The sequence below is a fragment of the Rhodococcus sp. 1R11 genome (assembly GCF_004563845.1).
Classification (GTDB): Bacteria; Actinomycetota; Actinomycetes; order Mycobacteriales; family Mycobacteriaceae; genus Rhodococcoides.
This window is the reverse complement of record NZ_SPNG01000003.1, coordinates 395,066-416,490: the sequence shown is the minus strand read 5'-3', so window position 1 is coordinate 416,490 and position 21,425 is coordinate 395,066. Positions and strand designations below refer to the sequence as shown.

19 protein-coding genes are annotated in these 21,425 nt (G+C 63.9%); 10 read left to right on the top strand and 9 right to left on the bottom strand.

The genetic code is table 11. The annotated features are described in order from the left end of the window. Positions 1 to 76 precede the first annotated feature (76 nt). Positions 77 to 253 (top strand): hypothetical protein, encoded by a 177-nt coding sequence (locus tag E4P29_RS25905; RefSeq protein ID WP_167735416.1) that lies wholly within the window; start codon positions 77 to 79, stop codon positions 251 to 253. 17 nt (positions 254 to 270) lie between these two features. Here E4P29_RS25905 and E4P29_RS07860 read toward each other — a convergent pair whose 3' ends face one another. After that, positions 271 to 549, bottom strand: coding sequence for a hypothetical protein (locus tag E4P29_RS07860; protein WP_135043462.1), 279 nt, complete (start codon positions 547 to 549; stop codon positions 271 to 273). Between the two features lie 290 nt (positions 550 to 839). Between E4P29_RS07860 and E4P29_RS07855 the strand changes: the two genes are divergently transcribed. Together E4P29_RS07855 and E4P29_RS07850 are read left to right on the top strand one after the other, a co-directional pair. Next, positions 840 to 1,403 carry a hypothetical protein gene (locus tag E4P29_RS07855; protein ID WP_135043459.1) on the top strand — a complete coding sequence of 188 codons (564 nt, stop codon included), beginning with the start codon at positions 840 to 842 and terminating at the stop codon, positions 1,401 to 1,403. Between the two features lie 503 nt (positions 1,404 to 1,906). Then, positions 1,907 to 3,178, top strand: a complete 1,272-nt coding sequence (locus tag E4P29_RS07850; RefSeq protein WP_167735415.1) for an O-antigen ligase family protein — start codon at positions 1,907 to 1,909, stop codon at positions 3,176 to 3,178. 78 nt (positions 3,179 to 3,256) lie between these two features. Here E4P29_RS07850 and E4P29_RS07845 read toward each other — a convergent pair whose 3' ends face one another. Further along, a complete protein-coding gene (locus E4P29_RS07845) occupies positions 3,257 to 4,324 on the bottom strand; it encodes an acyltransferase (RefSeq protein ID WP_167735414.1) in 1,068 nt (355 codons plus the stop codon). A gap of 202 nt (positions 4,325 to 4,526) precedes the next feature. Between E4P29_RS07845 and E4P29_RS07840 the strand changes: the two genes are divergently transcribed. Beyond that, complete coding sequence (locus E4P29_RS07840) at positions 4,527 to 5,195, top strand: hypothetical protein (RefSeq protein ID WP_135043451.1); 669 nt, start codon at positions 4,527 to 4,529, stop codon at positions 5,193 to 5,195. Here the strand turns inward: E4P29_RS07840 and E4P29_RS07835 are convergent. From E4P29_RS07835 to E4P29_RS07820, 4 genes are read right to left on the bottom strand one after another with little or no spacing between them, the layout of a single operon-like run. Next, positions 5,192 to 6,574: a glycosyltransferase gene (locus tag E4P29_RS07835; RefSeq protein ID WP_245154209.1), complete on the bottom strand. Its 1,383-nt coding sequence runs from the start codon at positions 6,572 to 6,574 to the stop codon at positions 5,192 to 5,194. The two genes, E4P29_RS07840 and E4P29_RS07835, sit on opposite strands and share 4 nt — an antisense overlap. 20 nt (positions 6,575 to 6,594) lie before the next feature. Further along, positions 6,595 to 8,016 carry a hypothetical protein gene (locus tag E4P29_RS07830; protein WP_245154208.1) on the bottom strand — a complete coding sequence of 474 codons (1,422 nt, stop codon included), beginning with the start codon at positions 8,014 to 8,016 and terminating at the stop codon, positions 6,595 to 6,597. 14 nt (positions 8,017 to 8,030) lie between these two features. Then, positions 8,031 to 9,449, bottom strand: coding sequence for a hypothetical protein (locus E4P29_RS07825; protein WP_135043449.1), 1,419 nt, complete (start codon positions 9,447 to 9,449; stop codon positions 8,031 to 8,033). Between the two features lie 25 nt (positions 9,450 to 9,474). Beyond that, entirely contained in the window at positions 9,475 to 10,767 is a 1,293-nt protein-coding gene (locus E4P29_RS07820) for a glycosyltransferase (RefSeq protein WP_167735413.1), read from the bottom strand. 135 nt (positions 10,768 to 10,902) lie between these two features. On the opposite strand from E4P29_RS07820, the gene E4P29_RS07815 reads away from it, so the two are divergent. Next, positions 10,903 to 12,183, top strand: a complete 1,281-nt coding sequence (locus tag E4P29_RS07815) for a glycosyltransferase (RefSeq protein ID WP_135043444.1) — start codon at positions 10,903 to 10,905, stop codon at positions 12,181 to 12,183. On the opposite strand, the gene E4P29_RS07810 is transcribed toward E4P29_RS07815, so the two are convergent. The 3 genes from E4P29_RS07810 to E4P29_RS07800 form a co-directional block, all read right to left on the bottom strand. Beyond that, on the bottom strand, positions 12,175 to 13,071 hold the full coding sequence (locus E4P29_RS07810; protein WP_135043588.1) for a glycosyltransferase family 2 protein: 897 nt from the start codon (positions 13,069 to 13,071) through the stop codon (positions 12,175 to 12,177). The genes E4P29_RS07815 and E4P29_RS07810 overlap by 9 nt on opposite strands. 109 nt (positions 13,072 to 13,180) lie before the next feature. Continuing rightward, on the bottom strand, positions 13,181 to 13,987 hold the full coding sequence (locus tag E4P29_RS07805; protein ID WP_245154215.1) for an ABC transporter permease: 807 nt from the start codon (positions 13,985 to 13,987) through the stop codon (positions 13,181 to 13,183). Positions 13,988 to 14,031: 44 nt separating this feature from the next. Continuing rightward, positions 14,032 to 15,039: an ATP-binding cassette domain-containing protein gene (locus E4P29_RS07800; protein ID WP_135043441.1), complete on the bottom strand. Its 1,008-nt coding sequence runs from the start codon at positions 15,037 to 15,039 to the stop codon at positions 14,032 to 14,034. 679 nt (positions 15,040 to 15,718) lie between these two features. Here E4P29_RS07800 and E4P29_RS07795 point away from each other — a divergent pair. The 5 genes from E4P29_RS07795 (at position 15,719) to E4P29_RS07775 (ending at position 21,418) form a co-directional block, all read left to right on the top strand. Continuing rightward, positions 15,719 to 17,173 (top strand): condensation domain-containing protein, encoded by a 1,455-nt coding sequence (locus E4P29_RS07795; RefSeq protein WP_135043438.1) that lies wholly within the window; start codon positions 15,719 to 15,721, stop codon positions 17,171 to 17,173. A 13-nt stretch (positions 17,174 to 17,186) separates the two neighbouring features. Continuing rightward, entirely contained in the window at positions 17,187 to 18,680 is a 1,494-nt protein-coding gene (locus tag E4P29_RS07790; RefSeq protein WP_135043436.1) for a condensation domain-containing protein, read from the top strand. Between the two features lie 113 nt (positions 18,681 to 18,793). Next, complete coding sequence (locus E4P29_RS07785) at positions 18,794 to 19,018, top strand: hypothetical protein (RefSeq protein WP_135043433.1); 225 nt, start codon at positions 18,794 to 18,796, stop codon at positions 19,016 to 19,018. 87 nt (positions 19,019 to 19,105) lie between these two features. Next, complete coding sequence (locus tag E4P29_RS07780; protein ID WP_135043430.1) at positions 19,106 to 19,810, top strand: GAF domain-containing protein; 705 nt, start codon at positions 19,106 to 19,108, stop codon at positions 19,808 to 19,810. Positions 19,811 to 19,975: 165 nt separating this feature from the next. Continuing rightward, entirely contained in the window at positions 19,976 to 21,418 is a 1,443-nt protein-coding gene (locus E4P29_RS07775) for a sugar transferase (protein WP_135043427.1), read from the top strand. Positions 21,419 to 21,425: the final 7 nt, after the last annotated feature.

Here is a 21,425-nt window from a genome sequence, read left to right as displayed (position 1 = left end):
CAACCCTACACTGGGGAGGCCAAATAGATAGCGTTGCTAACGACAGTCGCAATTTTCCTGGGATGCAGGGGGTATCGTGCAAACAGTTTTCTGGGCACCACGAATTGCCTCGGTGTATTTCCTCGCGGCTCTCGCGGCGATCGTCCTGTCCACCACCATCGGTGCGAACATGGCAATAGTGGCACCGCTGATTCTGGCCCTGATCGGAATGGGAGTCGCTGTGTTGGTGCGAGGTCGCACGGTTCGCCCGTGACTAGTTCTGAAGCCGGATCACAGAGCCAGGCGTGACACCGCTCGACTATGCGGCGTCTTTTTCGGTGGTTCGTGAGTCGACCTGCTCGGGGACTCGGTTGCCGACTCTTCGACGTTGGCGCGGCGAATGCCACGGCCGATCCACACCGCCGCGAGTGCGCCGATCAGCAACCACACGGCGACGACGCCGACAACCCACCACACGGCGACGACGCCGACAACCCACCACACGAGTCGGATTCGTGGCCGGGCGTTGGTTGGATGGGCGTGAAACGCGACCATCGTAGTGGCGTTCACGGCGGTGTTCACCGAAACCGCTGTTGCGTCAATCTGAGGGTATCGGCTCGGGAATTGGGTTCATGACGACCGAGGTCTCGACGACTCCACAAGACCAGACAGGACTTGACGGTTCACGCTCGCTTTCTCCCAAGATGAACTAGCCAAGCGTTATGCGCCCGTTTCGATGGCAGCTCGTGTAATCGACAAACAGGGTGCACCCATCCCGACGAAGGCGGCGGACATCGTTCGCGACGAGAACGGCGAAATCGACGACATCATCATCAGGACGGTGAGCTGACCTGGCCTTCATGCGTGACTCGCGCGGCATTCGACTCGACGCGTTCGACGTTCTACGGGACCTTCCGGCTGTAGTGCTCGGCAACTGGGACGCATCCACCCTGCAAGGCGCGGTCGGTAGCTCTGTCGACGCGTTGCCCGACCTGTCCGGCTGCGCACAGGATCTCACCGGGTACACCGTGAACTCGAAGCCGATGACGATCGCGGAACGCAGCGGCCGCAAAGTCGTTCGGACCAACCGTGCTGCGAGCTCGCAGCCCTGCATCGGGTGGGGTTCTCGCTGGGAAGACACTTCCGTCCCATCGCCGGTCACGGTCTTCGCCCGCCTCAGCGGCGACCACGTTCGACGGCACGGCTGGTTTCCCCGCGTGATCGGGTCCGGCGCAGAGTGGAACCTGAGCCGCACCCTCTCGGCCGCATCCGCGATCGGCGCAACCACGCTGTCTACCAGTGCAACCGCGCCCCTCGGATCGGACCTGATCGTCGACAGCGGCGGCAACCGCGAGGCGCTCACGGTGTCGGCTTTGGCAGGAAGCTCCGCGCCGTACACGCTCACTCTGAAGAGTCCCGCGTAGTTCGCTCACGCATCGGGTGTCCAGATGTCGACGGCGTGTGCGCCCTCGCGAACCTATATGTAGGTGGCAGGTATTTCGTGCCCATCCGCACTGCTAACGGGATTGCTTCGGACGGCTCCGACTACGCAGCGAAGGCCGTTGGTCGGGACTCGATTCTCGTCTCAGCAGCGCAGTACGCAGGCAGGCGATACCGGTTCTACGCGTCCAAGTCCGACACGGACGTCTCGAAGGCCAACAAACGCAGATGCGTTCGCTACCTACCTCGGTACTAACGCGCTAGAGAAGTCGGTTCTCACGCATGATGGTGGCCATCTCGCGACTCGCTCGGCGTGGCGGCCGATGTACTCGTGTTCGTGAAACGCTGTCTGGCTTGAGCAGGGGAGGTACCGCGTGCATGGGCGGGGCTGGTCGCTACCCCTTACGATCAGCGAATGACTGACCCGTCGTTTCTCCTGTCGGCAGCGCTCGGCCTGTCCGTTCTCGTAGCCATCGCTCTCCTGGTCATGTCTGCCGACCGGAACACTCGGGACCGCATCATCGCCTTCGGTACCGGAGTAGCAGCCATCACGGTCGATCTGCAAGTCGGTGGAGCCCACGCCTTTACCGTGTTGGTTCTTGTGTGGGTATTCCTACATCTGCGCCGACGACCGGTTGTCCCAGGAATTGCGGTTCTACTCCTGATTTCATCCGCATTGATCGCGTCAACGGTTCTCGTTGGCGACTTGGTAGGCAACCCACAGCTAGCCATTCAATTGCTTGCCCTGACGGTGTCAGCGATCCTGTTGGCCGCGTACACCACGCCACAGAATCGCCTGCACATGATGTACGGGGCGTTGGTTGCGGTGTGCTTCGGCTGCGTATACGGGCTGGGGCAGATCGCAGGCATCTTCCCTTCCCGTGCAGGACTTGTACACATCGACGTTAGCGCTATCGGTCGACCCAGTGGAATCTGGCCGGAACCGGACTGGTTGGGCATCTACGCAGGTGTTGGAATCCTGCTCGCGTTCCATCTCCCGCTGAAGCGCTGGATGCGAATAGGAACAATGGCGCTCTGCACGATGCTGTGGGTGTTGTCGTTCGCGCGTGCTGGATGGCTTGCACTGGCCGGCGTGGCGATCCTCGCCGGCGCGGTGCATTTGGTCGGTCGTCGTACCAGTGCCGTAGGTCCACTGGGTAGAGATCGACGCCTGGCTATAGCAGGCAGCGCCGCAGCTGTCCTCCTGCCTATTTTGTACTTCCGGGGAATTGCCGAGGATCTCGCGGTCCGGCTTTCGCGAACCTTTTCTGCGCAAAGCGACGACATCTCGGGTCAGGCGAGGATTCAGCAAACGGATGGTTTGCTACACCTGGCGGACATCGCGCCCTGGTACGGCCACGGACTGAGCTCGGCCGGGAGAGTGGGCGTGTCGGGAAAGCTCTATTTCAGTGAACTCGGCAGCGGCAACTACGTCGCGAGCAACTGGCTTCTGGGATTGTGGGTGGACGCTCAGTATCTCGCTATCCCTTTCATCGTGACCATCGCCGCCATCGCGCTGCTGACCTTCAATGGGCTGCCTGGTCAGCTTGTCGTCCTCGTGGCGGCGAACAGCCTGTTCTCCAACGCGACCTTCGTGCCAGTGTTCTGGTTCGCGATCGCACTATCCCTCGCCGCGATTATCGATCGTCGTCGGACGACGGATACTTCCGGTCCCAGTACAGAAGACCACCACACACCGCCGCGCACGCTAACGCGAAGTGAACTATTGGACGCGAGCCCTCATCGAAGCCTCGACTGACTGCGAAAGCCTCGACTGACGACGAAGCGATGGCAAGGGCGATCGCACTGGCAGTGCCCGCGGTGAGAGCTACTGTCCTCACGCGGTCAGATCGATCGTCGTCGTAGCGGAGTTGCGCCGTCGGTGTGCGCCGACGCGCTTGAAGCGAAGCGCCTGCTTTTCCACGGTGAACCAGCTGATAGCGGCGAGCGGAATTGTGCCGATGACGCTCACTGCGATCAGCATTAAAACTCCGTAGTTGTGCAAACCTGCGACGATGACAAGCTGTTGCATCACCCACCCGTAGACGTACATGCCGTAGCTGATGTCGATCGATCCGTCGCCAATTCGTTCGACGAGCAGTCGCGGAAACTGTGCCGACGTCCAGATGCACAAGTACGCGATGCCCAGCGGGGCGATCGTAGTTCCCCAGTGGAAGGCAGTTGCTGTCACCGTTAGCGCTGCCGCAGCACTCGCAAGCATCGACGACGCCGGAATTCGGTCTCGATACATGAACACCGCAGCTCCGGCGAAGAAGTAGGTGCCCAAGACGAACAGGTTCTTCAGGTTGATGTTGTTGGGCAGCAGCCCTAGCCGCTCCATTACGCCCGCCACAGTGAATGCCGCGAATACGGCGAGCACTACCCATCCTCTGCGGAGTCGAGAGACCGCGAAGAGCGCCGCAATAAGGAAGTAGCAGGCGAACTCGTACATCAAGGTCCACAGCGGCCCGTTCCATGCTCCGGGCCATGGCGCGCCGTCCAGCGTGCCGCCTATCGTCCACTGTCGAACGACCAGGAAGACGTTGTTGTACACGTAGCCGGCTGCATCGGCCAGATCCCAACCGCCGCGCGAAAGACCTGCAATTGGCGCGGCGACGCACGCGGTCACCAGAAGACATACCCAGTAACCCGGAAAGATTCTGAGTATGCGAGCTCGAAAGTAGGGAAGGGCACGGTTGCTAAGTCGACTGCCTGTAATCAAGTATCCGCTAATCGCGAAGAACGCGGCCACGGCGAACTCGCCTAGCTTGAAGTCCCCGAATTGGGGATCGCCGCCGAACCCGGCTACCGGCCAAGAATGCGAGACAATGACGAGCGTCGCGAACAGTAGCCGGAGTGAGTTCAGGCTGTTTGCGCGAATGTTGAAAAAAGCCGCCAGAGTCATGCGGAGCATCATGCCGTACTGCCCGGTCGGGCCGCGCTTCGAACGGGCGCACAACGCGAGGAGTTCTCGTGCTCGTGTGCGCATCTCTAGGGATGACTGGGTTGCGTGCAACGCTCTCAGTACGCGTGCGCGAGTCATCTATGCCACGATCGAGCCGCGCTGTGCGCCCGCCCCGAATGCTGATCGACGAGGAATGCCCACCATGAAGACTGCTCGACTCGGTGTTGTCAGTGGCCTGCTCACCGCCCTGATTCTCGCGTTCATGGCGACGTCCACCGGCACCGCAGCCGCAGCACCCCTTCCGGTCGTCGGGCCCGGTAGTGGGTTCGTCACCACCGGAGGCCTCGACGACCTCACCGTCTGTTCCATCGCGGCCGTCGGACACGACGACGCGGGCCGGCTCGTTGCCCTCACTGCGGGCCACTGCATCCTTCGCCCGGGGCTTCCCGTCACGCTCGTCGGATCGCCTGCGGCCCCGGTCGGCACTACCGCCGTCGGACATTGGGGGCCGGATTACGGCGTCATCGTTCTCGACCCCACCAAGGTGATACCCGTCAACAGTCTCGGCGGAATCACCGTCACCGACATCGGTACCGCATCGGTAGGGCAACCCGTCTGCAAAACCGGCCTCGGCAGCGGATTGACGTGCGGCAGTGTCGTCGACGCCCGCGGCAGCGACCTGATGTCCGATGCCCTTACGGTGTGGTCCGATTCCGGCGGCCCGCTCGTCGTCGGCACCACCCTCGTCGGCATCACCAGCCACGCCTCCGGGGTGCCGCTGCTCAGCCCCACCGCATACGCATCGGTGCCAGAATCCCTGCGTCTGCTCTATGAGTCGGGAGCGCCGGGAGCGGGCTTCCGGCCGGTCTAGTTTTCTGCGGCGACACTCACCTTCGGTGCTGTTGCATCGATGGCCGAGCCCGGGCCGGTGCGCAGAATCAAGTCGGCTGCGTACGCCACGGCCTCGTCGGGTGGCACCATCGATGAACCCAATGCTGCTGCTGCGACGACAGTTTCAGGTTCAAGGGCAGCACCGAGGGCGTCCCCCAACTTCTCTGCCGTAATCGCGGACAGCTTCATCGCTCGACCGATTCCGAGCTCGGTGATCCGCGCGCCCCAGAACGGCTGATCTGCAGTGACTGTGCAGATGACCATCGGCAGTCCGGCTCGCATCGCCGCCGCGGTAGTACCGGCACCGCCATGATGAACCACTGCCGAACAGTGGGGGAATACAGCCGCATGGTCGACGTTGCCGACGAAGAACACGTCGGGGTCAGCACTATCGGGGCCCCGGCGGTCGCCGATGGCGATCAAGCATCGGTTACCGGTCAGCTGCCCGGCCCGGCGCACGGTCTCGATCAGCTGGTCGGGATCGGTCAACGGCATGCTGCCGAATCCGACGAATACGGGCGGGGGTCCCGCTGCCAACCAGTCTGCCAAAGAGTCTGTGCTGCTGACGGATCGGCCGTCGGGGGTCGGTGTCAACACCGCTTCGTCGAGGCCCGCGCGCTCCCGTCGCGGAAGGTCGAAGAACCCTACGATGGGCTTGTCCGCACCCCATTCCTCGGCAAGGCCGGGCACGATCACCGGATCGAATGCTTGGATCTGCAGGACTCCGAATTCGGAGAGCCTGCTTGGCAGAGGTGATCGCGCACGCGGCAGGCCGATTCGACGACGAAAGGCGTTCTCGTTCCACCCGGTTGCCCACCAGGTGATGCGGTCCGCGATTCGCCACGACCGTCTCTTCCACGTCGCGGACCAGCTCGAAGTGAGGCCGGGAATCGCGCCCAGGACGCCGTTCTCGGACATCGGTCCGAAACGCAGTACCGCCAGCGGTATCTCGAGCTTGTGGGACAGCGCGAGAGCACGGTCCTGGCCGAGAGGTGAGACCACCAACGCGTCGACGCCCGACATCGGGGCATCTTCGTCGAGGAACAACTGCACGAGCGCGTCGTCGAATGCGCGAAATCCCGCGCGGACCGTAGCGAGGGCGAACTTCATCTTCGCGATGGGATTTCTGCTTCGTGCGGTGTTCGCCTCGTCCGAGGACCACGCCGTATGTGTGTCCAGGCCGAGTGGCAGTACCGACAGCACGCCGACCGAAGTCGCGAAGTCGACGAGGTTGGGCGGTACCGCGACGATCGGCCGAGCCCCGCGTGCCTGCAACTCCAGTGCCAGGCAGACTCCCGGTTGGATGTCACCTCGACTGCCGTACAGCATGATTCCGATCCGAAGGCCCATCTCGGTCATCGCATTCTCCTTCGGGTTCGTCACCAGAATGTGTGGGGTAAATCCCACTCGGACAGCTGATTGCTGATCAGGGTGCGCAGCACTGCCGCGTCGCCGAAGTGGTCCGGGTGTATTCCGAAGAAGCTGAGTGTGATTCGGTCCCCGTATTCGACGAGCCAGGCAGCCACGCCCGGTCCCTGTATACGCCGCTGCGCCGCCGGAGTACCGAGCGTGACGGCCCGGACGGTGAACCACGAGGCTTGCCGACCACCGAGTGTCAGTACGTCGTTGGGGACGACACCGAGGTTGGAGACCGTGGTGTCGGGGCCGGGGATCGCACGCATCAACCGTCCAACGAGCCATCCTGGCAGCAACCGAACCAGCGGCTGGAGGTTGTCGGCAGCTCGGTCTGCGCCGGATTCTGCATAGCTGGTGAATGCACTCTTGCTCAGCGCGCGAATGTGCGAGAGGTCGCCTCCTGCAATCACCGGCTTGTCGAGCCGAATCCACACTCCGCCCGAAGCATTCGCTCGCTCGTCGGTGGCACCCTCGCGTCGGTTCACCGCGATGCAGACCCGAAGCCGATCGCCGACGGGATAGGTGGATGCCTGCACTATCCCCGCCAGTATCGCGGTGAACAGACCGTTCGAGGTGCCACCGTGATCGGCGGCACGCTGCTGCCACGTGCTCCGGTCGATGTTGACATTGACGAGAGTCGTTTCGGTAACGGCATTCTCGGGTGCAGCGCCCGAGCCCGGCTGTTGCGGCGGCTTCTGGAACGGGTGCGCGTCCCCGTCGGGGGTCGCGGGTACCGGCGTAGTCGACTTCTGCTTGCGTGCACGCACGAGTTCGGCGAGCAGTACGCGCACCGACACGGCAGCGGCGCGAATCTGATCGACGCCGTCGAGCAGATCGTCGCGGATCTCCTGCACACCGCCGAGAGCATCGGGCAGCGGCCGAGTAGGTGTCGGCGTTGTTGCTGCCGCGAGCGCGAGGTAGACGCCCTGACCGTCGGCGATCATGTGCGACACCGCCAGTGAGACCACCCGACGACCACCGGTCGTGGTCGTCGTCTCGAGCCGCCAGCCTCTGCCCTCGGTGGGGGCCAGGTTGGACCGCCGGACTGCAGCTTCGGTCCAGTCGCCGATCGCATCGTCGTCGATCTCGTTGTCCACGAACACCTGTGGTGGCTGTGTGGAGCGGACCCATGCGTGCCGAGCAGCCGGAATCCTGGTACGTCGAACAGCGCGGTGCAGCGGCCCCTGGGCGAGGCGAGCGCCGAGCATCTCGATCGCGGCCTCCCCGGGGTCGTCGTCGAAGACCCAGGCGAACTGCATCGGAGCCGCCATGCCGAAGAGATCCTCCGCGAGCAGATAGGACTCGTCGGAACCGGTCACACGCGGGCTCGGCCCGACCGTCGTACTCTGTCCCGTTGTTGCCGAATCGATTTCATCAATAGTCATGCTCATCGTGCTCCTCACCAGATCTCGTTCGGCAGCTGCCACGCTGCCAGTTCTGCGGACAGCAGATCGCGCAATCGCGTCTGCCCACCGAAGCTGTTCTCGTCGAACCCCAACACCGAGAACGTGAACGTGGTGTCGGTGCGCAGTGCCCAGGCCTGCGCGCCGTCACCGAATCGGTACGGCTGGGCCGCATCGACACCCTGTGCGTTGCCTCGGAACGCGAGGCGCGTTGCGCTGACGTCGCCCCATTGCATCGCCGCCGAGGGGACGTCGCCCAGATTGGACACCATCGCGTCGGGCATGCCTGTTCCCGACGTAGCCACGCCGACGAGCCACGACGGCGGAAGCAGCCACGTCAGCGGGTACAGGTGTGCCACTGCGCTGCGGTGCCCGGACTCCAGCCGTCGGTACGCGGCCTTACACGAGGCGCGAATACTGCGCAGGTCGCCTCCCGGTACGGGCTGATCGGTCAACATCACCGACACTCCCGCGGTCGCATTGGCGCGGTCGTCGTCGCTGTCTCCGCGCCGGTCGACCGGGATTCCCACTTTCACCGTGTCTCCGAGTGGGGCGTAGCCACTCGACCTCAGCACGCCGGCGATCACGGCGACGAACAACACGTTGGCGGTACCTCCGTGCCGCGCGGCCACTCGGTCCCAGGCATCACTCGGCACGGTCACCGTGGCCCATGCACCGACCGCCTGCGGTGCCCTGTCCGCCATCGGTGCCCGGACCGGACGCGCGGTGACGTGGCCGGTGTCGGACGACTCGGCACCACCGAACCCTGCGCGCTCGGCCACCACGTCTCCGACCGCGCGCAGTACGCCTCGACCGGCGGCCAGAACTCGGCCGGTCGCGTCGATCGTGTCGGCAAGGATGGCACTGGCTGCGGCGACGGTGCCGGTGCCTGCGGTGCTCAGCTCCGATGTGTGCACAGGCGGGGCAATAACGTTCGGCTGGGCCGAGTTCGGGACTGCAGCGGCCAGCGCTGCGGCGGCGGCGGTCACCATGGTCTTGCCGTCCGCGACGAGATGCAGTGCGCACAACGAGATGACAGTGCCCCCTCCCGTGCGGCTGGTGGCGCGCAGCCGCCAGCAATCGCCCTCGACCGCGTCCAACCCTACCGACGCCAATTCCTCTGCCGCCCAACGGTCGATGTCGGAGTCGTCGAGTGCGTCGTCCTCGAACCGGCAACCGGGCTCACCTATGGCGCGTGCCCAGCGTGGGCGAGCCCCCGGAACTGTGGGTGGGACGAGCCGTCGGTGCAGGCGGCCGCTGGCCAACGCGGAATTCACCTCGGTCAGCACCGCTTTCGATACCGGGGCATCGGTGGTCCAGACCAGCTGCAGGACTACCGACCACCCGAATGCCCGCCGCAGGAACCAGTAGGTGGCATCCTCGTCCGCGAGTCTGCTGTGCACGGACTGCATCATCGAGTCTGCCTCCTTCGTCCCGATGTCACTGTTGCCTCGATGTCACTGTTTCCTCGATTTCACGGACTGCCCGCGCCAGTGCGACGTCGCCCGATGTCAATTGGGCTGCCGCAGTGGTGGTCGCGTCTCCCGCCCCGAGGGAGAGGACGTGCGTAAGCGCGTCGGTGAGGCGATCGGCGTCGAGTTGCCGCACGGGCAGCGTCGTGCCGATACCGAGCCGCTGGACCTCACGACCCCAGAACGGCTGGTCGGAGCCGTACCAGCAGATCACCGACGGAGTCCCCGACCGCACTGCGGCAGCCGTGGTGCCCGCGCCGCCGTGGTGGACGATTGCCGCGCACCGACCGAACACAGCGTCGTGGTCGACGGCCCCGACCACGCGGATGTCGTCTCCGACCACCGAATCCGTCGGCAGATCGTTCCACCCGGCGCACAGCAGGAGCCGGCGACCGAGCCGACGTGTCGCGGTGACAGCTGCGTCGACTATCTTTGCCGGATCGCGGACCGGCATACTGCCGAATCCGACGTAGATCGGGGAATCTCCGGCATCGAACCAGTCCGACAGTTCCTCGGTGGAGTGCATCTCGTCGAGGCCGACGCGAAGCTTTCCCGGCAGTTCGAGGAATCCGACCACCGGACGTGGCCGGCGGGCTGCGTCGGCGTCCCACACCGGGTCGTTCCGTACTGCGAACAACGGATCGTAGGCCTGGATCTCGATTCCGGGTGCCGCGACCAGCTGAGCGGCCGGCGATCGGCGGGCCGGAGCGCAGCCGAGACGCTCGCGCAAAAGGGCGTCGCGGCGTCGGGTCATGAGGCCGAAAAGCCGGTCCAAGAGCCACCATTGAGCGCGAACCGTATGTGCGCCTCCCACGTGCAGGCTCGGCAGCGGGCCGTGGATGGTGTTGCGGCGTACAGGTGCGTGGTGCAACGAGATCAGCGGGACACCGGCACTCTCGGCGTACGCGAGCGTGATCTGTTCGGTGGTGAAACCGGTGACGATGGCATCGGCACCTGTTACGACGTCGCCCAGGTCGGTGATCAGATCCGCGTACCCGAGATCACGCATCCGTGCGACGGCTCGCATCTGCCGCAACGGGTTTCGGCCCGCCTCGGTCCGCGCCTCGGTGACCATCTTCATGTGTGTCCGCGTGTCGGGGCCGAGAGGCGTTGCCACGAGTCCGCAGCCACGGGCGAAATCGACGAGATTCGGCGGCACTCCCACCGAGACCTCGTGTCCCCTCTCGGTCAGGGCAGCGGCAAGCACGACGGCAGGTTGCACGTCGCCGCGAGTGCCGTTGATGGCGAAGGCGATCTTCACTTCGTCGTACCGAAGTGTTGCGCCGTACCGGGGTATTGCACTACACAGCACCATCTTTCGTTTCGCACAGGCATATCGGGTGTTGTCGCTTAGACTAATCGGGCTCACCGAGCACCGGGGAACGAAGGGAAGCGTATGAAGTTCGTTCTGGCGGCCAATGGAAGCCGCGGCGATGTGCAGCCTGCGGTGGCGATCGGTCTCGAGTTGCGTTCGCACGGTCACGAGGTTGTCTTGCTCGCGCCCCCGAACATGCAGGAATTCGGTACCGGCGCGGGTCTGTCCACGTCCGTGTACGGCGACAGCACCCGTGCGGTGCTCGAGTCCGATGCAGTCCGCACTCGGCTCAAGTCCGCCGATCCGCGCGCCAGGTTGGCGGCTGCCACCGAGATCACCGTTCGCGGTGGCCGGCAGATGCAGCAGGCTCTGCTCGACGCCAGCGTGGATGCCGACGCGATCATCGCCACCAGCGCGGGACAGGAACGAGCACACAATGTTTCGCAGGTGAGAGGCATTCCCCACGTGCCCCTGCATCTGTGCCCGATCCGGCGAAACTCCACCACGTCCCTGTTGTCGCAAGCGGGTGTCGATGTGTCCGGTCCGATCGCGTCGGCGAGTTGGACTCTGGTGGAGTGGCTGTTGTGGAAGGCGTCGAAGCGAGCGGAGAACGATTTGCGTTCCGAATTGGGCTTGGGGCCTCTGCGAACCCCGTTCGCAACCGCGATCGCCGCGACCGGTGTCCCCGAGATTCAGGCGTACGACCCGGCTCTGTTTCCTGGCCTCGTCGCCGAATGGGGTGAGAGACGACCGTTGGTGGGCTTTCTCGGTCTGCCTGCGTCGGCTCGGGCCGGCGTGGGCGACATCAGCGCGGACGACGATCTGTCCGACTGGATCGGTGCCGCGGACGCGCCGGTGTACGTCGGATTCGGGAGCATGCTTCCGAAAGATCCCGATCGACTGGGCGAGGCTGTCGTGGCCGCCGCGGACCGACTGGGAGTGCGCTTGTTGGTGGCCGGGGGATGGAGCGACTTCCTCGGTAATGCAGGTGAACTCGGCGATCGGGTGCGAGTGGTGAAGCACATCGATCACGATGTTGTTCTGCCCCGATGCCGAGCAGCGATCCACCACGGTGGTGCCGGCTCCGTTGCGGCGTCGTTGCGCGCGGGGTTGCCCACTGTCGTCACCTGGATCGGTGCGGATCAGCCGATCTGGGGGCGAGCTGTTGCCTCCGCACATGTCGGTTCCTCGCTTCCTCTGTCCCGGGTGACTGCGACACGGCTCACCGATGTGCTGCGAGATGCGCTGTCTCCCCACAGGCTCTCCGCTGCAAACCGATTGCGTGAACGATTGGTCGCGCCGTCGTTCGCTGTATCCCGCGCCGTCGATCTGGTCGAGCGGGTCGCGGGTGGCTCACGGTAGCGCGCGCGTGGGTACCGCGGTGCGCTGCATCAGTCGTCTCGGATCGAGTTGTCCCGTCTCGGGATCATAGAGCCGGAGCATCAGCAATCGGCCGGTGTGCAACACCGTCAGGGCCGGGACGTAGATCAGCGCGGTACCGGCGGTATAGGAATACCTGCGGTGCAGGGCAAAGGTTCTCGGCAGGAAGCTCATGTACTGGACGAACTCCGGGAGGCTGCTCTGCATGCGTCTGGGCGATACACCCACGGTCAACGATGCGAGGAAGGCGTTACGACCGCCCTCGTCCTGCACGCACAACCCCATGTCGACGTCCTCGAATATGTCCCGCCGCATGCTCACCCGTGTGCGTATGCGATTCCACACCTCCCGCCGCACGACCATGTTGGAGCCGTACAGGACGGGAATCTCCTTGACCTCGTTGGAGGGTCCGCGGTCGCCGAGTGGATGCAACTTGATCTTCCACTTGTCGAATCGTCCCGACAGTGGCACGTCGTAGGCCTCACCGCGACCGCACAGCGCCGACCACGTTCGGTCGATGTCGGCGGCGAAGAAGTCGACGACAGTCCGCGACCACTGTTCGCCGACCATCGTGTCGGAATCGATGCGAGCGATGAGATCACCTGTTGCCGCGTCCATTCCGGCATTGCGGGCATAGACCAGGCCCTGCTCGGCCTCGTGTATCAACCGAATTTCGGGGTGGCGCTGGGCGAGCTCGAGCACTATCTCGACGGTCCGATCGGTCGAGTTGTTGTCCACCACGACGATCTCGTCGATGTAGTCGGACTGCGCCGTCAAACGTTCGAGGCAGGCTGCGATCGTGTCCTCCTCGTCGAACGCCGGTACCACCACCGAGAGCGTAGGAGCGTGCCGCTCGGCGAGAAGTTCCATGGTCGGTTCGGTGTCCTCGTCGATCGTGATCGATTCGCCCACAACCACTCCTGTCGCTTCTGTCGGTCCGTTCGAGCTCATCGTGGAATCCCCCTTCATCCGGCCGGCCCTAGGTCTTGGCCATGTAGACGCGCAGTGTGACCGGGACGAATACGGCCAAGACTGCGGCCGCTCCGACCAGTGTGTACGCCACTTGAAGACCCGCGTCGGTGCCATCGGCAAGTCCGCGCACCGCCGACACCAGGTGAGAGACCGGATTGGCACCTGCGATCGTGCGCATCCATGCGGGCATGGTGTCGATCGGGACCAGAGCGTTGGAGACGAAGGTGATGGGCATCAGAACGAGCATCGAGACCCCCTGCACCGTGGACGCCTTGTCCAGCAGCACTCCCACCAGCGCGAAGATCCAGCTCAGCGTGAACGCGACCGAGACCACCAGCAGGCAGGCGAGTGCGAGACCGGCAGGATCGTTCGGGCGATAGCCCATGGCGACGCCGACCCCGACCGTGATCACGGTGGCCACGACGTATCGAAAAGCGTTGGCCGACAATGCGCCGGCGAGAGGCGCGATACGTGCGATGGGCAGTGATTTGAATCTGTCGAAGACCCCTTTGTCGAGGTCTTCGCGAAGCTGCACGCCGGTGACGACCGACGCGGCCACGGCAACTTGCACGAGCACCCCGGGGATCAGCAGCGGTAGGTAGTTGTCGACATCGCCGACGATGGCCCCACCGAAGATCGTCGAGAACATCACCGTGAACACGATCGGTAGGACGATGACGTCGAACATCTGTTGGGGATTGTGCTTGATCTTGAGCAACCCACGAAACGTCATGGTCATCGACTGCGCCAGTGCCGCGGACACAGGTTGCGCGTTTCGCGGAGTGTCATCACCGGGGAGGGCCGTATCGGTGATGCTCCGGTCTCGACGACTACGAGCATCCGTCGGTGTCGTCGTGTTCACGCGGCGGGCTCCTTGTTCGTCGTTCTCGTGTCGGTGATGTTCGAGACGGTGGCCGGGCTGCGGGGTGGTGCGTCGGTCAACTCGAAGAACACGTCGTCGAGCGTCGGCCGAGCCACGTTGACCGCGCTCGCCGAGATCTGCAACGAGCGCAACGCGAGGAGCATCTCCGGAAGACGCTCGATGTCCGGCATGGGCACGGACACGATGCTCCCGTCGTCTTCGACGGTCACCTCGACCGACGAGAAGACAGCGCACGCTCGTGCCGCAGCGGCCGCCTGTGTCGAGTCGACGAGGGTCAGTTTCACCGAGCTGCCGCCGACCTTGGCCTTGAGTTCGTCCACGGTCCCGTCCGCAACCACCTTGCCGCGGTCCATGACCGCGACCCGATCTGCCAGGGCGTCCGCCTCGTCCAGATACTGGGTTGTCAACAGCACAGTCGACCCAGCTGCCACCATCGCTCGCACCGTGTCCCACATCTGAGCGCGCGTTCGGGGGTCGAGCCCGGTGGTCGGCTCGTCGAGGAAGAGCAGGCGTGGGCGGGTGATCATCGAGGCGGCGAGGTCGAGGCGTCTGCGCATACCACCGGAGAAACCACGGACCTGTCGCCGCGCGGCGTAGCCCAGCCCGAACTCGTCCAACAGTTCCGCGGCGCGAGCACGTGCACGGCGCCGCGATGCGCCGACGAGCCGGGCGAAGATGAGGAGGTTCTCCTCCGCGGTGAGGTCTTCGTCGACCGACGCGTACTGCCCGGTCACGCCGATCATCGACCGCACGATTCCGGCCGAGGTACGCACGTCGTGTCCGAAGACTGTGGCCGAACCGGAATCCGGTCGCTCCAGTGTTGCCAGCATCCGCACTGTGGTGGTCTTACCCGCACCGTTGGTGCCGAGCACGGCGAACACTCCGCCGACAGGAACCTCGAGGTCGACATGGTCCACGGCCACGGTCGAGCCGTACCGTCGAGTCAAACCTGATGCCGCAATGGCTAATTCGGACTCGGTCATTCGCCTACTCCCGTGCTGTGACCGTCGGTCGACGAGTAGTCGAACGTCGTCTTCCGGCGGACAGTGATGTGGTGTGGTCGTCGCACCTCGGTTCGGTGTTGGCACCTGGGCTTTGTCGGTCGAACGTTATAGGCGCGAACGACGCTGCGCAACAGATCGGCATCGACGTTGCAGGGGGAGAAGCGTTGCATCCGTGCGCTGTTCGTAACGGGTGGTCGGTGCATCACCGCGCAGGGAGTACGGACTACCCGGTCGGAAGTCGCCAGTGAAACACGGCCTCATCGGGGGCTTTTACATCGCTGAAACATGTTGTTCACGTTGACTAATCAGCGTCGAGCCAGCGGTTTTCGCATTTCGGCGGGTCGGCATCACCGCCCGGTTGTGACATGATCACGTTGCATCTCCCGTAGTGACGAAATCCACTTGCACTCCACTGGACGTGGCAGCTCCTGAGGTCGATGCTCGGTACAGACACCGCCGTCGCTGATGATCTCGATACTGTTGACAATCAGCAGAATTGGGGATGTCACGTCCGAATGTGCAGCGCAGCGCTATGACCCGAACCCTCTAGTACCCGAAACGAACTCACCGAATCCGCACGTGGACAGCACCATTGACGAAGTGATACTCCGACGCTTTCCCCACGGACAGCGCGTCGCCGGAAAGCAGGTGTCGAGCAGTGAAATTCACCGAAATCGCTGATTATCAGCTCCCCGGGGGGAGAGTTACGAAGTTCTCTCCCCAAGCAGACTCCGGCACGTTCCGGTGGGATCCCGACGATCGCCCTCTCGCGTACGACCACGAAACCTACGTGCGTCGTGCTGTCTCCGGACGAGCAGAAAGCTCGTGGCTCGGAGCCGTTTTCGAGGTACAGGGAAATCTCGACACCGCAGCGATGAACCGAGCCCTACTGGCGTGGCATCGCCGCCACGAAGTGTTCCGAACAACCGCGACGGTTGCAGAAGACGGTGCGGGAAATCAACATCTCGTCCGAAGAACCTGTGCACCCGATCGCCTGCGCTTCGATTCCACCGACCTCGGCTGGATCGAATATGACGCCATTGCGACAACACTGACCGACATGTTCGACGGCGAACTCTCGCCACTGCAATGGCCGCACTGCATGGTCGTCACCGTCTCGGACACGCCCGATGTTCTGGAGGATCGCTTCCTGCTCGTGTTCGCCGCCGATCACTCGGTCATGGACGCGTATTCGATGCTGCTGTCGATCGGTGAGCTGTCCAGGCTGTACGACGCCGAGTTGCGCGGCGAGTCGGTCGAGCTGCCCGATATCGGCAGTCACGTGGACTTCAGCACGCGAAACCGCACCATGGGCAACGAAGTGACGGGAGAGCACGAAGCCGTCGAACGATGGCGGCATTTCCTCGCCACGACCGGGGGGTTTCCCGAACTGTCATCGGTAGCGGCGACGCGTTCGCGGCCCAGCTTCCTGAGTCCGGTGGACGCTGTCCAGCGGGGATGGGCGCTACCGGTGGCCGACGGGGATCGAGTCGGTGCCGTGAACGCGGTATGCCGGGCTGCCGGTCACACGACACAGACCGCGGTCATGGCAGCGATGGCACTGGCCCACCGCCGACTGACCGGACAATCGACTCTTCGGCTGGTGATGCCTTTGCACACCCGCGACGAGGCCAGGTTCCTGGAGTCGGTCGGGTGGTACGTGGGCATCGGGCCGCTCGAGGTCGACGTCCGACACGCGCGCACCTTCGCCGACGCGTTGAGCGCCGCTGCCACCGGGATCTCCGAGGCGAAGAAGCTCTCCCGAGTCCCCTTCCCGCGTGTGGCGGAACTGCTGGGCACCGTGGCCGAACCGCAGTTCGTCGTCTCCTACCTCGATCTTCGTTTCGTCGCCGGAGCTGCGGATTGGGCCGCGAGGCGGGCGCAGACCTTGCGCAGTGCCGCCAGGTCGGAGTCCGAGGTCTACATCTGGGTGGCTCGGACCGCCGAGGGCATCACCGTCTCGGCGCGCCACCCGGCCGACGATGCCGCGACAGCGGCCGTGACGGACCTCGTCGTCTCCACCTTCGAGACGATGTTCGAGGTGATCGACGCAGGAGTCCACGCCCCTGTCGGTGTCGAATCCGTAGGTGCGGCCGACGTGCAAATAGCCTGACGAGAGGGAAACAGTGAAGATCACCGCGCTCGATTCGTGGCACTCGACTCCCGGTACGACGATCGAATGGCACCCGACCGCCGACTCGGTCGCCAGGACCGCCCATGTCTCGCCGACGTCCGGAGGCCTGACGTTCCTGGCCGAGAACCACGTTCGAGGTGCCCACGTCTCGGCGCGGAACGGTCGCCCTCACCTGTCGTACATCGGGTCGGGAACCACTCTCGACGGGGTGCTGAACACGGAGGCGATGACCAGTGCGTTGACGCAGTTCGTCGCGCGTCATTCGATCCTTCGGATGTGGTTCGACGTGGAGGACGGCGACGTGGTGAGCCGCTCCCTTCCAGCAGACGCGGTGGAATTCGAGGCCTCCGTCGGAGCGCGACTACCGAGCGCCGCGGACGTCCACGACCACATCCGTGCGCGGTTGGGCGCGGAGACTCGCAGTGACTCGTACCCCGGTTTCGCGTTCGGCGCGATCGTCCGCGAGAACGACTTCTCGATCTTCTTCGGTGCAGACCACGCACTGAGCGACGGTTCGTCGCAGGCATTGGCATTGACCGAGATCGTCGGGTTGTACCGCCGAGCTCTTGCCGACCCCGCGGACACATCGCCGCCGGTGATCGAGTCCACTTCGGGCGGCTTCGCCGAGTACGCGCAGATCGAGGCGACACTGGCAGGCGCACACGTCGCCGGCACGCCGGAGTTCGCAGCGTGGAAAGACACATTCACTCGAAACGATCTGCAGATGCCCCGGTTCGCCCTCGACCTCGGCCTGGCCCCGGGCGAGACGGCACCGGTGAAGCCGATCGAGCTCCCGCTGCTCGATCGTGAGGGCATTGCCGGTTTCGACCGCGCCTGCAAAGCTGCAGGTGGCCGATTCCTCGCCGGAATCTACGCGGCCCTGGCGATCACCGACCACGAACTCGGCGGAGTCGACAACTACTACGGCATGACCGTGTTCGATTGCCGCGCAATGCTTCCCACCTATGCGGCCGACCAAGGGTGGATCTGTTCCTTTGCGCCGGTGGAATTCGCCGTGGCCGGTGCATCGACATTCCGCGATCTCGTCCCGCGTGCCAATGCCGGCTACGACCGCGCCAAAAAGCTCGCGACAGTACCGGTAGGGGCTGCAATGGCTGCCATGATGGCTGCTGGTGCATCACCCGAGGCGGTGGTCACCGCTCCGAACATGCTGTCGTACATCGACTTCCGATGGTTCCCCGGCTGCGGTGACGACGCCTACGATCGCGGCGTGATCTTCACCGGCGAGGGACGGACCGGCAATGCATCGCTCTGGATCAATCGTGATCACGACAGCGTGTATCTCGGTAGCCAAACCCCGGACACCCCGTTTGCGCAGTATCAGGTGCGACGGTACTTCGAGCACTTGGCCGCGGTGATCGACCGGGTCGCTCGGACCGGTGATCGAGCGATCGATTCTCCCGCGACAACCGCCGACTCCGGCCGGATCGTGTCCGCAGGATTGCCCCGAGAGCGCAGCGCCTGAACCGGGACGCTCTCGGCGTGCTTGGTTGATGACGGCACACTGCTCGACGACATGGATAGTGAACACGACGGTTGCCGTGCGTCGCAGCAAAACGGCTCGATTACGGTGTGCATATGCCAATCGCCGACGACGCGGACGCGGCGGTGACGGACGTCGTCGCAGAAGCATCCGTAATCCAGCGACGCCAACTGATCGTGACCCTGTTCGGTCTGTACGCACGCGCCGAGAGCAACTGGCTCTCGGCGGCGTCGGTGGTGAAATTGATTGCCGACCTGGAGCTGAACCGTCGTCTGAGTGGTCCGGCCCGCGAACATGCCCTCTCGGTCATTCACCGCTGAACAATTCCGATAACGGACCGAGCGTGCTGTTCAATTCGTTTTGCCGACGTAACGCACATAGATGCAGATTGAACTACCGTTCGATTTGTGGACTTAGGCAAAACCGGTTTCGGAAACCGAATCAACAGATTGTTGGCGGACCATGCCGGGAAGGCCGGCGAGTCTCTCAACACCTACGCACGTCGGGCGATCATCACTCGGCTCGTCTCCGAACTCGAACGAGAGTCCTCACCGGAAGTGGCCGCCGTACTCGCGGACGCCCGTAGTTTCGAATCCGACAATATCGAGTTGTCCGATCCCGATTCGACGTCACCGCCACAGACCTACCTGCAGATCGGCGATGTGGACCGGCTCGCCGCCGTACGAGCCACCGGCATGATCGGGAGTCCTCGTGACGAGCAATTCGACAAACTGGCCCGGATGACATTGCAAGCGATGGGAGCGCAGGGTGCATCGATCTCGTTCGTCGACGACCGAACTCAATTCATCAAAGCCAGCGTCGGAACCACGGGAACGGCAACGCAGCCGCAGACCGTAGCGGTCGAACGGTCGGCCTGCCGTGTCGTGGTCGAAACCGGCGAAACATTGGTGGCTCAAGACATTCGCGAGCATACGCTGCCCATGGGCGCGGCTTCGGAGCTGATTGCCTACATGGCGACTCCGATCAAGTCCGATGCGGGTTTCACCGTCGGTATTCTGGATGTGTGGGATTACCGTCCGCGTAAATGGACGCCCGGTCATGTGAAGACCCTCGAAGACATCGCATGGCTCATTCAGCAGCGAATTCGTTGACGGCGTCCCTGTTTCGGCTGTGACGATGCAGGCGTTGCCCGCCGGAAGATCGCGAAGGGTGATATGTCTGTGGTGTTCGAAATGTCGACTGCCGAACGGCGCACCGCTCTGAGGGCATGAACATCGGAAGGACCGGATATCGTGTCGAATTCGCACGGATCGACGATGACGATATCGACGCCGCAGTCGGTGAAAGCCCGCTTCACGAGGAACGTATCGGATCGAGTACGGACCGACCCTGTTCGTGCGATCCTCACCGCTTCCGTGGACGTGTTCGCCGCCGTCATCGGCGTGGCCGAAGGTGTCCAATGGCGCTCCGGCAGCGTCGCTGCGTTGGGTTGGTACCCATGGCTGTTCGTGCCCACTGTCCTTGTGCTCCTCGCGTCGAGAAAGCTGTACCGCCGTGGGCTTCGACGAAATTTCATCGATGAAATCGGCCCGGTTCAATCCGCCGTCGCTTTCGCAACCCTGATCACGCTCGCCCTGATCCTGGCCATCGGGACTTCCTACGCCCCAGGCCCGGTCATGGTCCGCGTGTGGCTGTGCGCAGCTGTTGCACTCGCGATCGCCTGCCTGGCCCGTGCGTGGGGACAGCGCTGGCTCCGCGCGAAACATCATGCGAGTGCACCCACCCTCATCGTCGGCAGCGGTCCGGTCACGGAGCAACTGGCGAACAGAATGAGGCAGTCCTCCGAATACGGAATGGATCCCGTCGGGTCGGTCGATTCGGTCTCCGACGCCGATCCTTCGTTGCAACAGGAGCTGCCGCATCTGGGACCGCTCACGGATCTGACTCGGATACTCCGGGCGCATCGGGTCGAGGAAGTGGTGATCGCGTTCGCGTCTGCTCCGCACGAACAAATAGTGGACGCGATCCGCGCAGCACAGCATGCCGGTGCACGCGTCTGGCTCGTCCCTCGCATGTTCGATACCGTCGGAATGCACGCGCGCATAGAACATCTCGGCGGGCTGCCCCTGATGGTACTGCGACACGTCGATCCGAGAGGATGGCAGTTCGTCCTCAAAGGCGCACTGGACAGGATCGCTGCGGGAGTGGCTCTGCTGCTGCTGTCACCGGTTTTCCTTGTGCTCACCGCGTTCGTGCGTGCCAGTTCGCCTGGGCCGATCTTCTTCGCGCAAGAACGAATCGGCCGAGACGGAGTTCCGTTCGACTGCTTGAAGTTCCGTTCGATGCGCCCACCACGCGATTCCGACGCAGACTTCGTCCGGAGCGAGGGAGCGGCACCCGGCGGTGTGGAGGGCGTGGACCGACGTACCAGGATCGGCAAGATCATGCGGCAGAGCTCGCTCGACGAGCTTCCGCAGCTGATCAATGTGATCCGCGGCGACATGAGTCTGGTCGGCCCCCGTCCCGAGCGGCCGGAATACGTCGACCTGTTCGCTGCACAGATCAGACGCTACGGCGAGCGGCATCGCGTCAAAGCAGGTCTCACCGGATGGGCTCAGGTGAACGGACTACGCGGTCAGACCCCGATCGCCGATCGCGCGGAATGGGACAACTACTACATCGAGAACTGGTCCCTCTGGCTCGATATCAAGATCGTGTTTCTGACGTGCATCGCCGTGCTCAAGAGGTCGGAAGACTGACCGACGC

Coding starts and splice junctions, on each gene's coding strand:
- E4P29_RS07855 (WP_135043459.1), top strand. CDS start 840: ATGCGTGACTCGCGCGGCATTCGACTCGACGCGTTCGACGTTCTACGG.
- E4P29_RS07825 (WP_135043449.1), bottom strand. CDS start 9,449: ATGATGCAGTCCGTGCACAGCAGACTCGCGGACGAGGATGCCACCTAC.
- E4P29_RS07810 (WP_135043588.1), bottom strand. CDS start 13,071: ATGGAACTTCTCGCCGAGCGGCACGCTCCTACGCTCTCGGTGGTGGTA.
- E4P29_RS07835 (WP_245154209.1), bottom strand. CDS start 6,574: ATGACCGAGATGGGCCTTCGGATCGGAATCATGCTGTACGGCAGTCGA.
- E4P29_RS07785 (WP_135043433.1), top strand. CDS start 18,794: ATGCCAATCGCCGACGACGCGGACGCGGCGGTGACGGACGTCGTCGCA.
- E4P29_RS07800 (WP_135043441.1), bottom strand. CDS start 15,039: ATGACCGAGTCCGAATTAGCCATTGCGGCATCAGGTTTGACTCGACGG.
- E4P29_RS07845 (WP_167735414.1), bottom strand. CDS start 4,324: ATGACTCTGGCGGCTTTTTTCAACATTCGCGCAAACAGCCTGAACTCA.
- E4P29_RS07830 (WP_245154208.1), bottom strand. CDS start 8,016: ATGACTATTGATGAAATCGATTCGGCAACAACGGGACAGAGTACGACG.
- E4P29_RS07850 (WP_167735415.1), top strand. CDS start 1,907: ATGTCTGCCGACCGGAACACTCGGGACCGCATCATCGCCTTCGGTACC.
- E4P29_RS07840 (WP_135043451.1), top strand. CDS start 4,527: ATGAAGACTGCTCGACTCGGTGTTGTCAGTGGCCTGCTCACCGCCCTG.
- E4P29_RS07775 (WP_135043427.1), top strand. CDS start 19,976: ATGACGATATCGACGCCGCAGTCGGTGAAAGCCCGCTTCACGAGGAAC.
- E4P29_RS07815 (WP_135043444.1), top strand. CDS start 10,903: ATGAAGTTCGTTCTGGCGGCCAATGGAAGCCGCGGCGATGTGCAGCCT.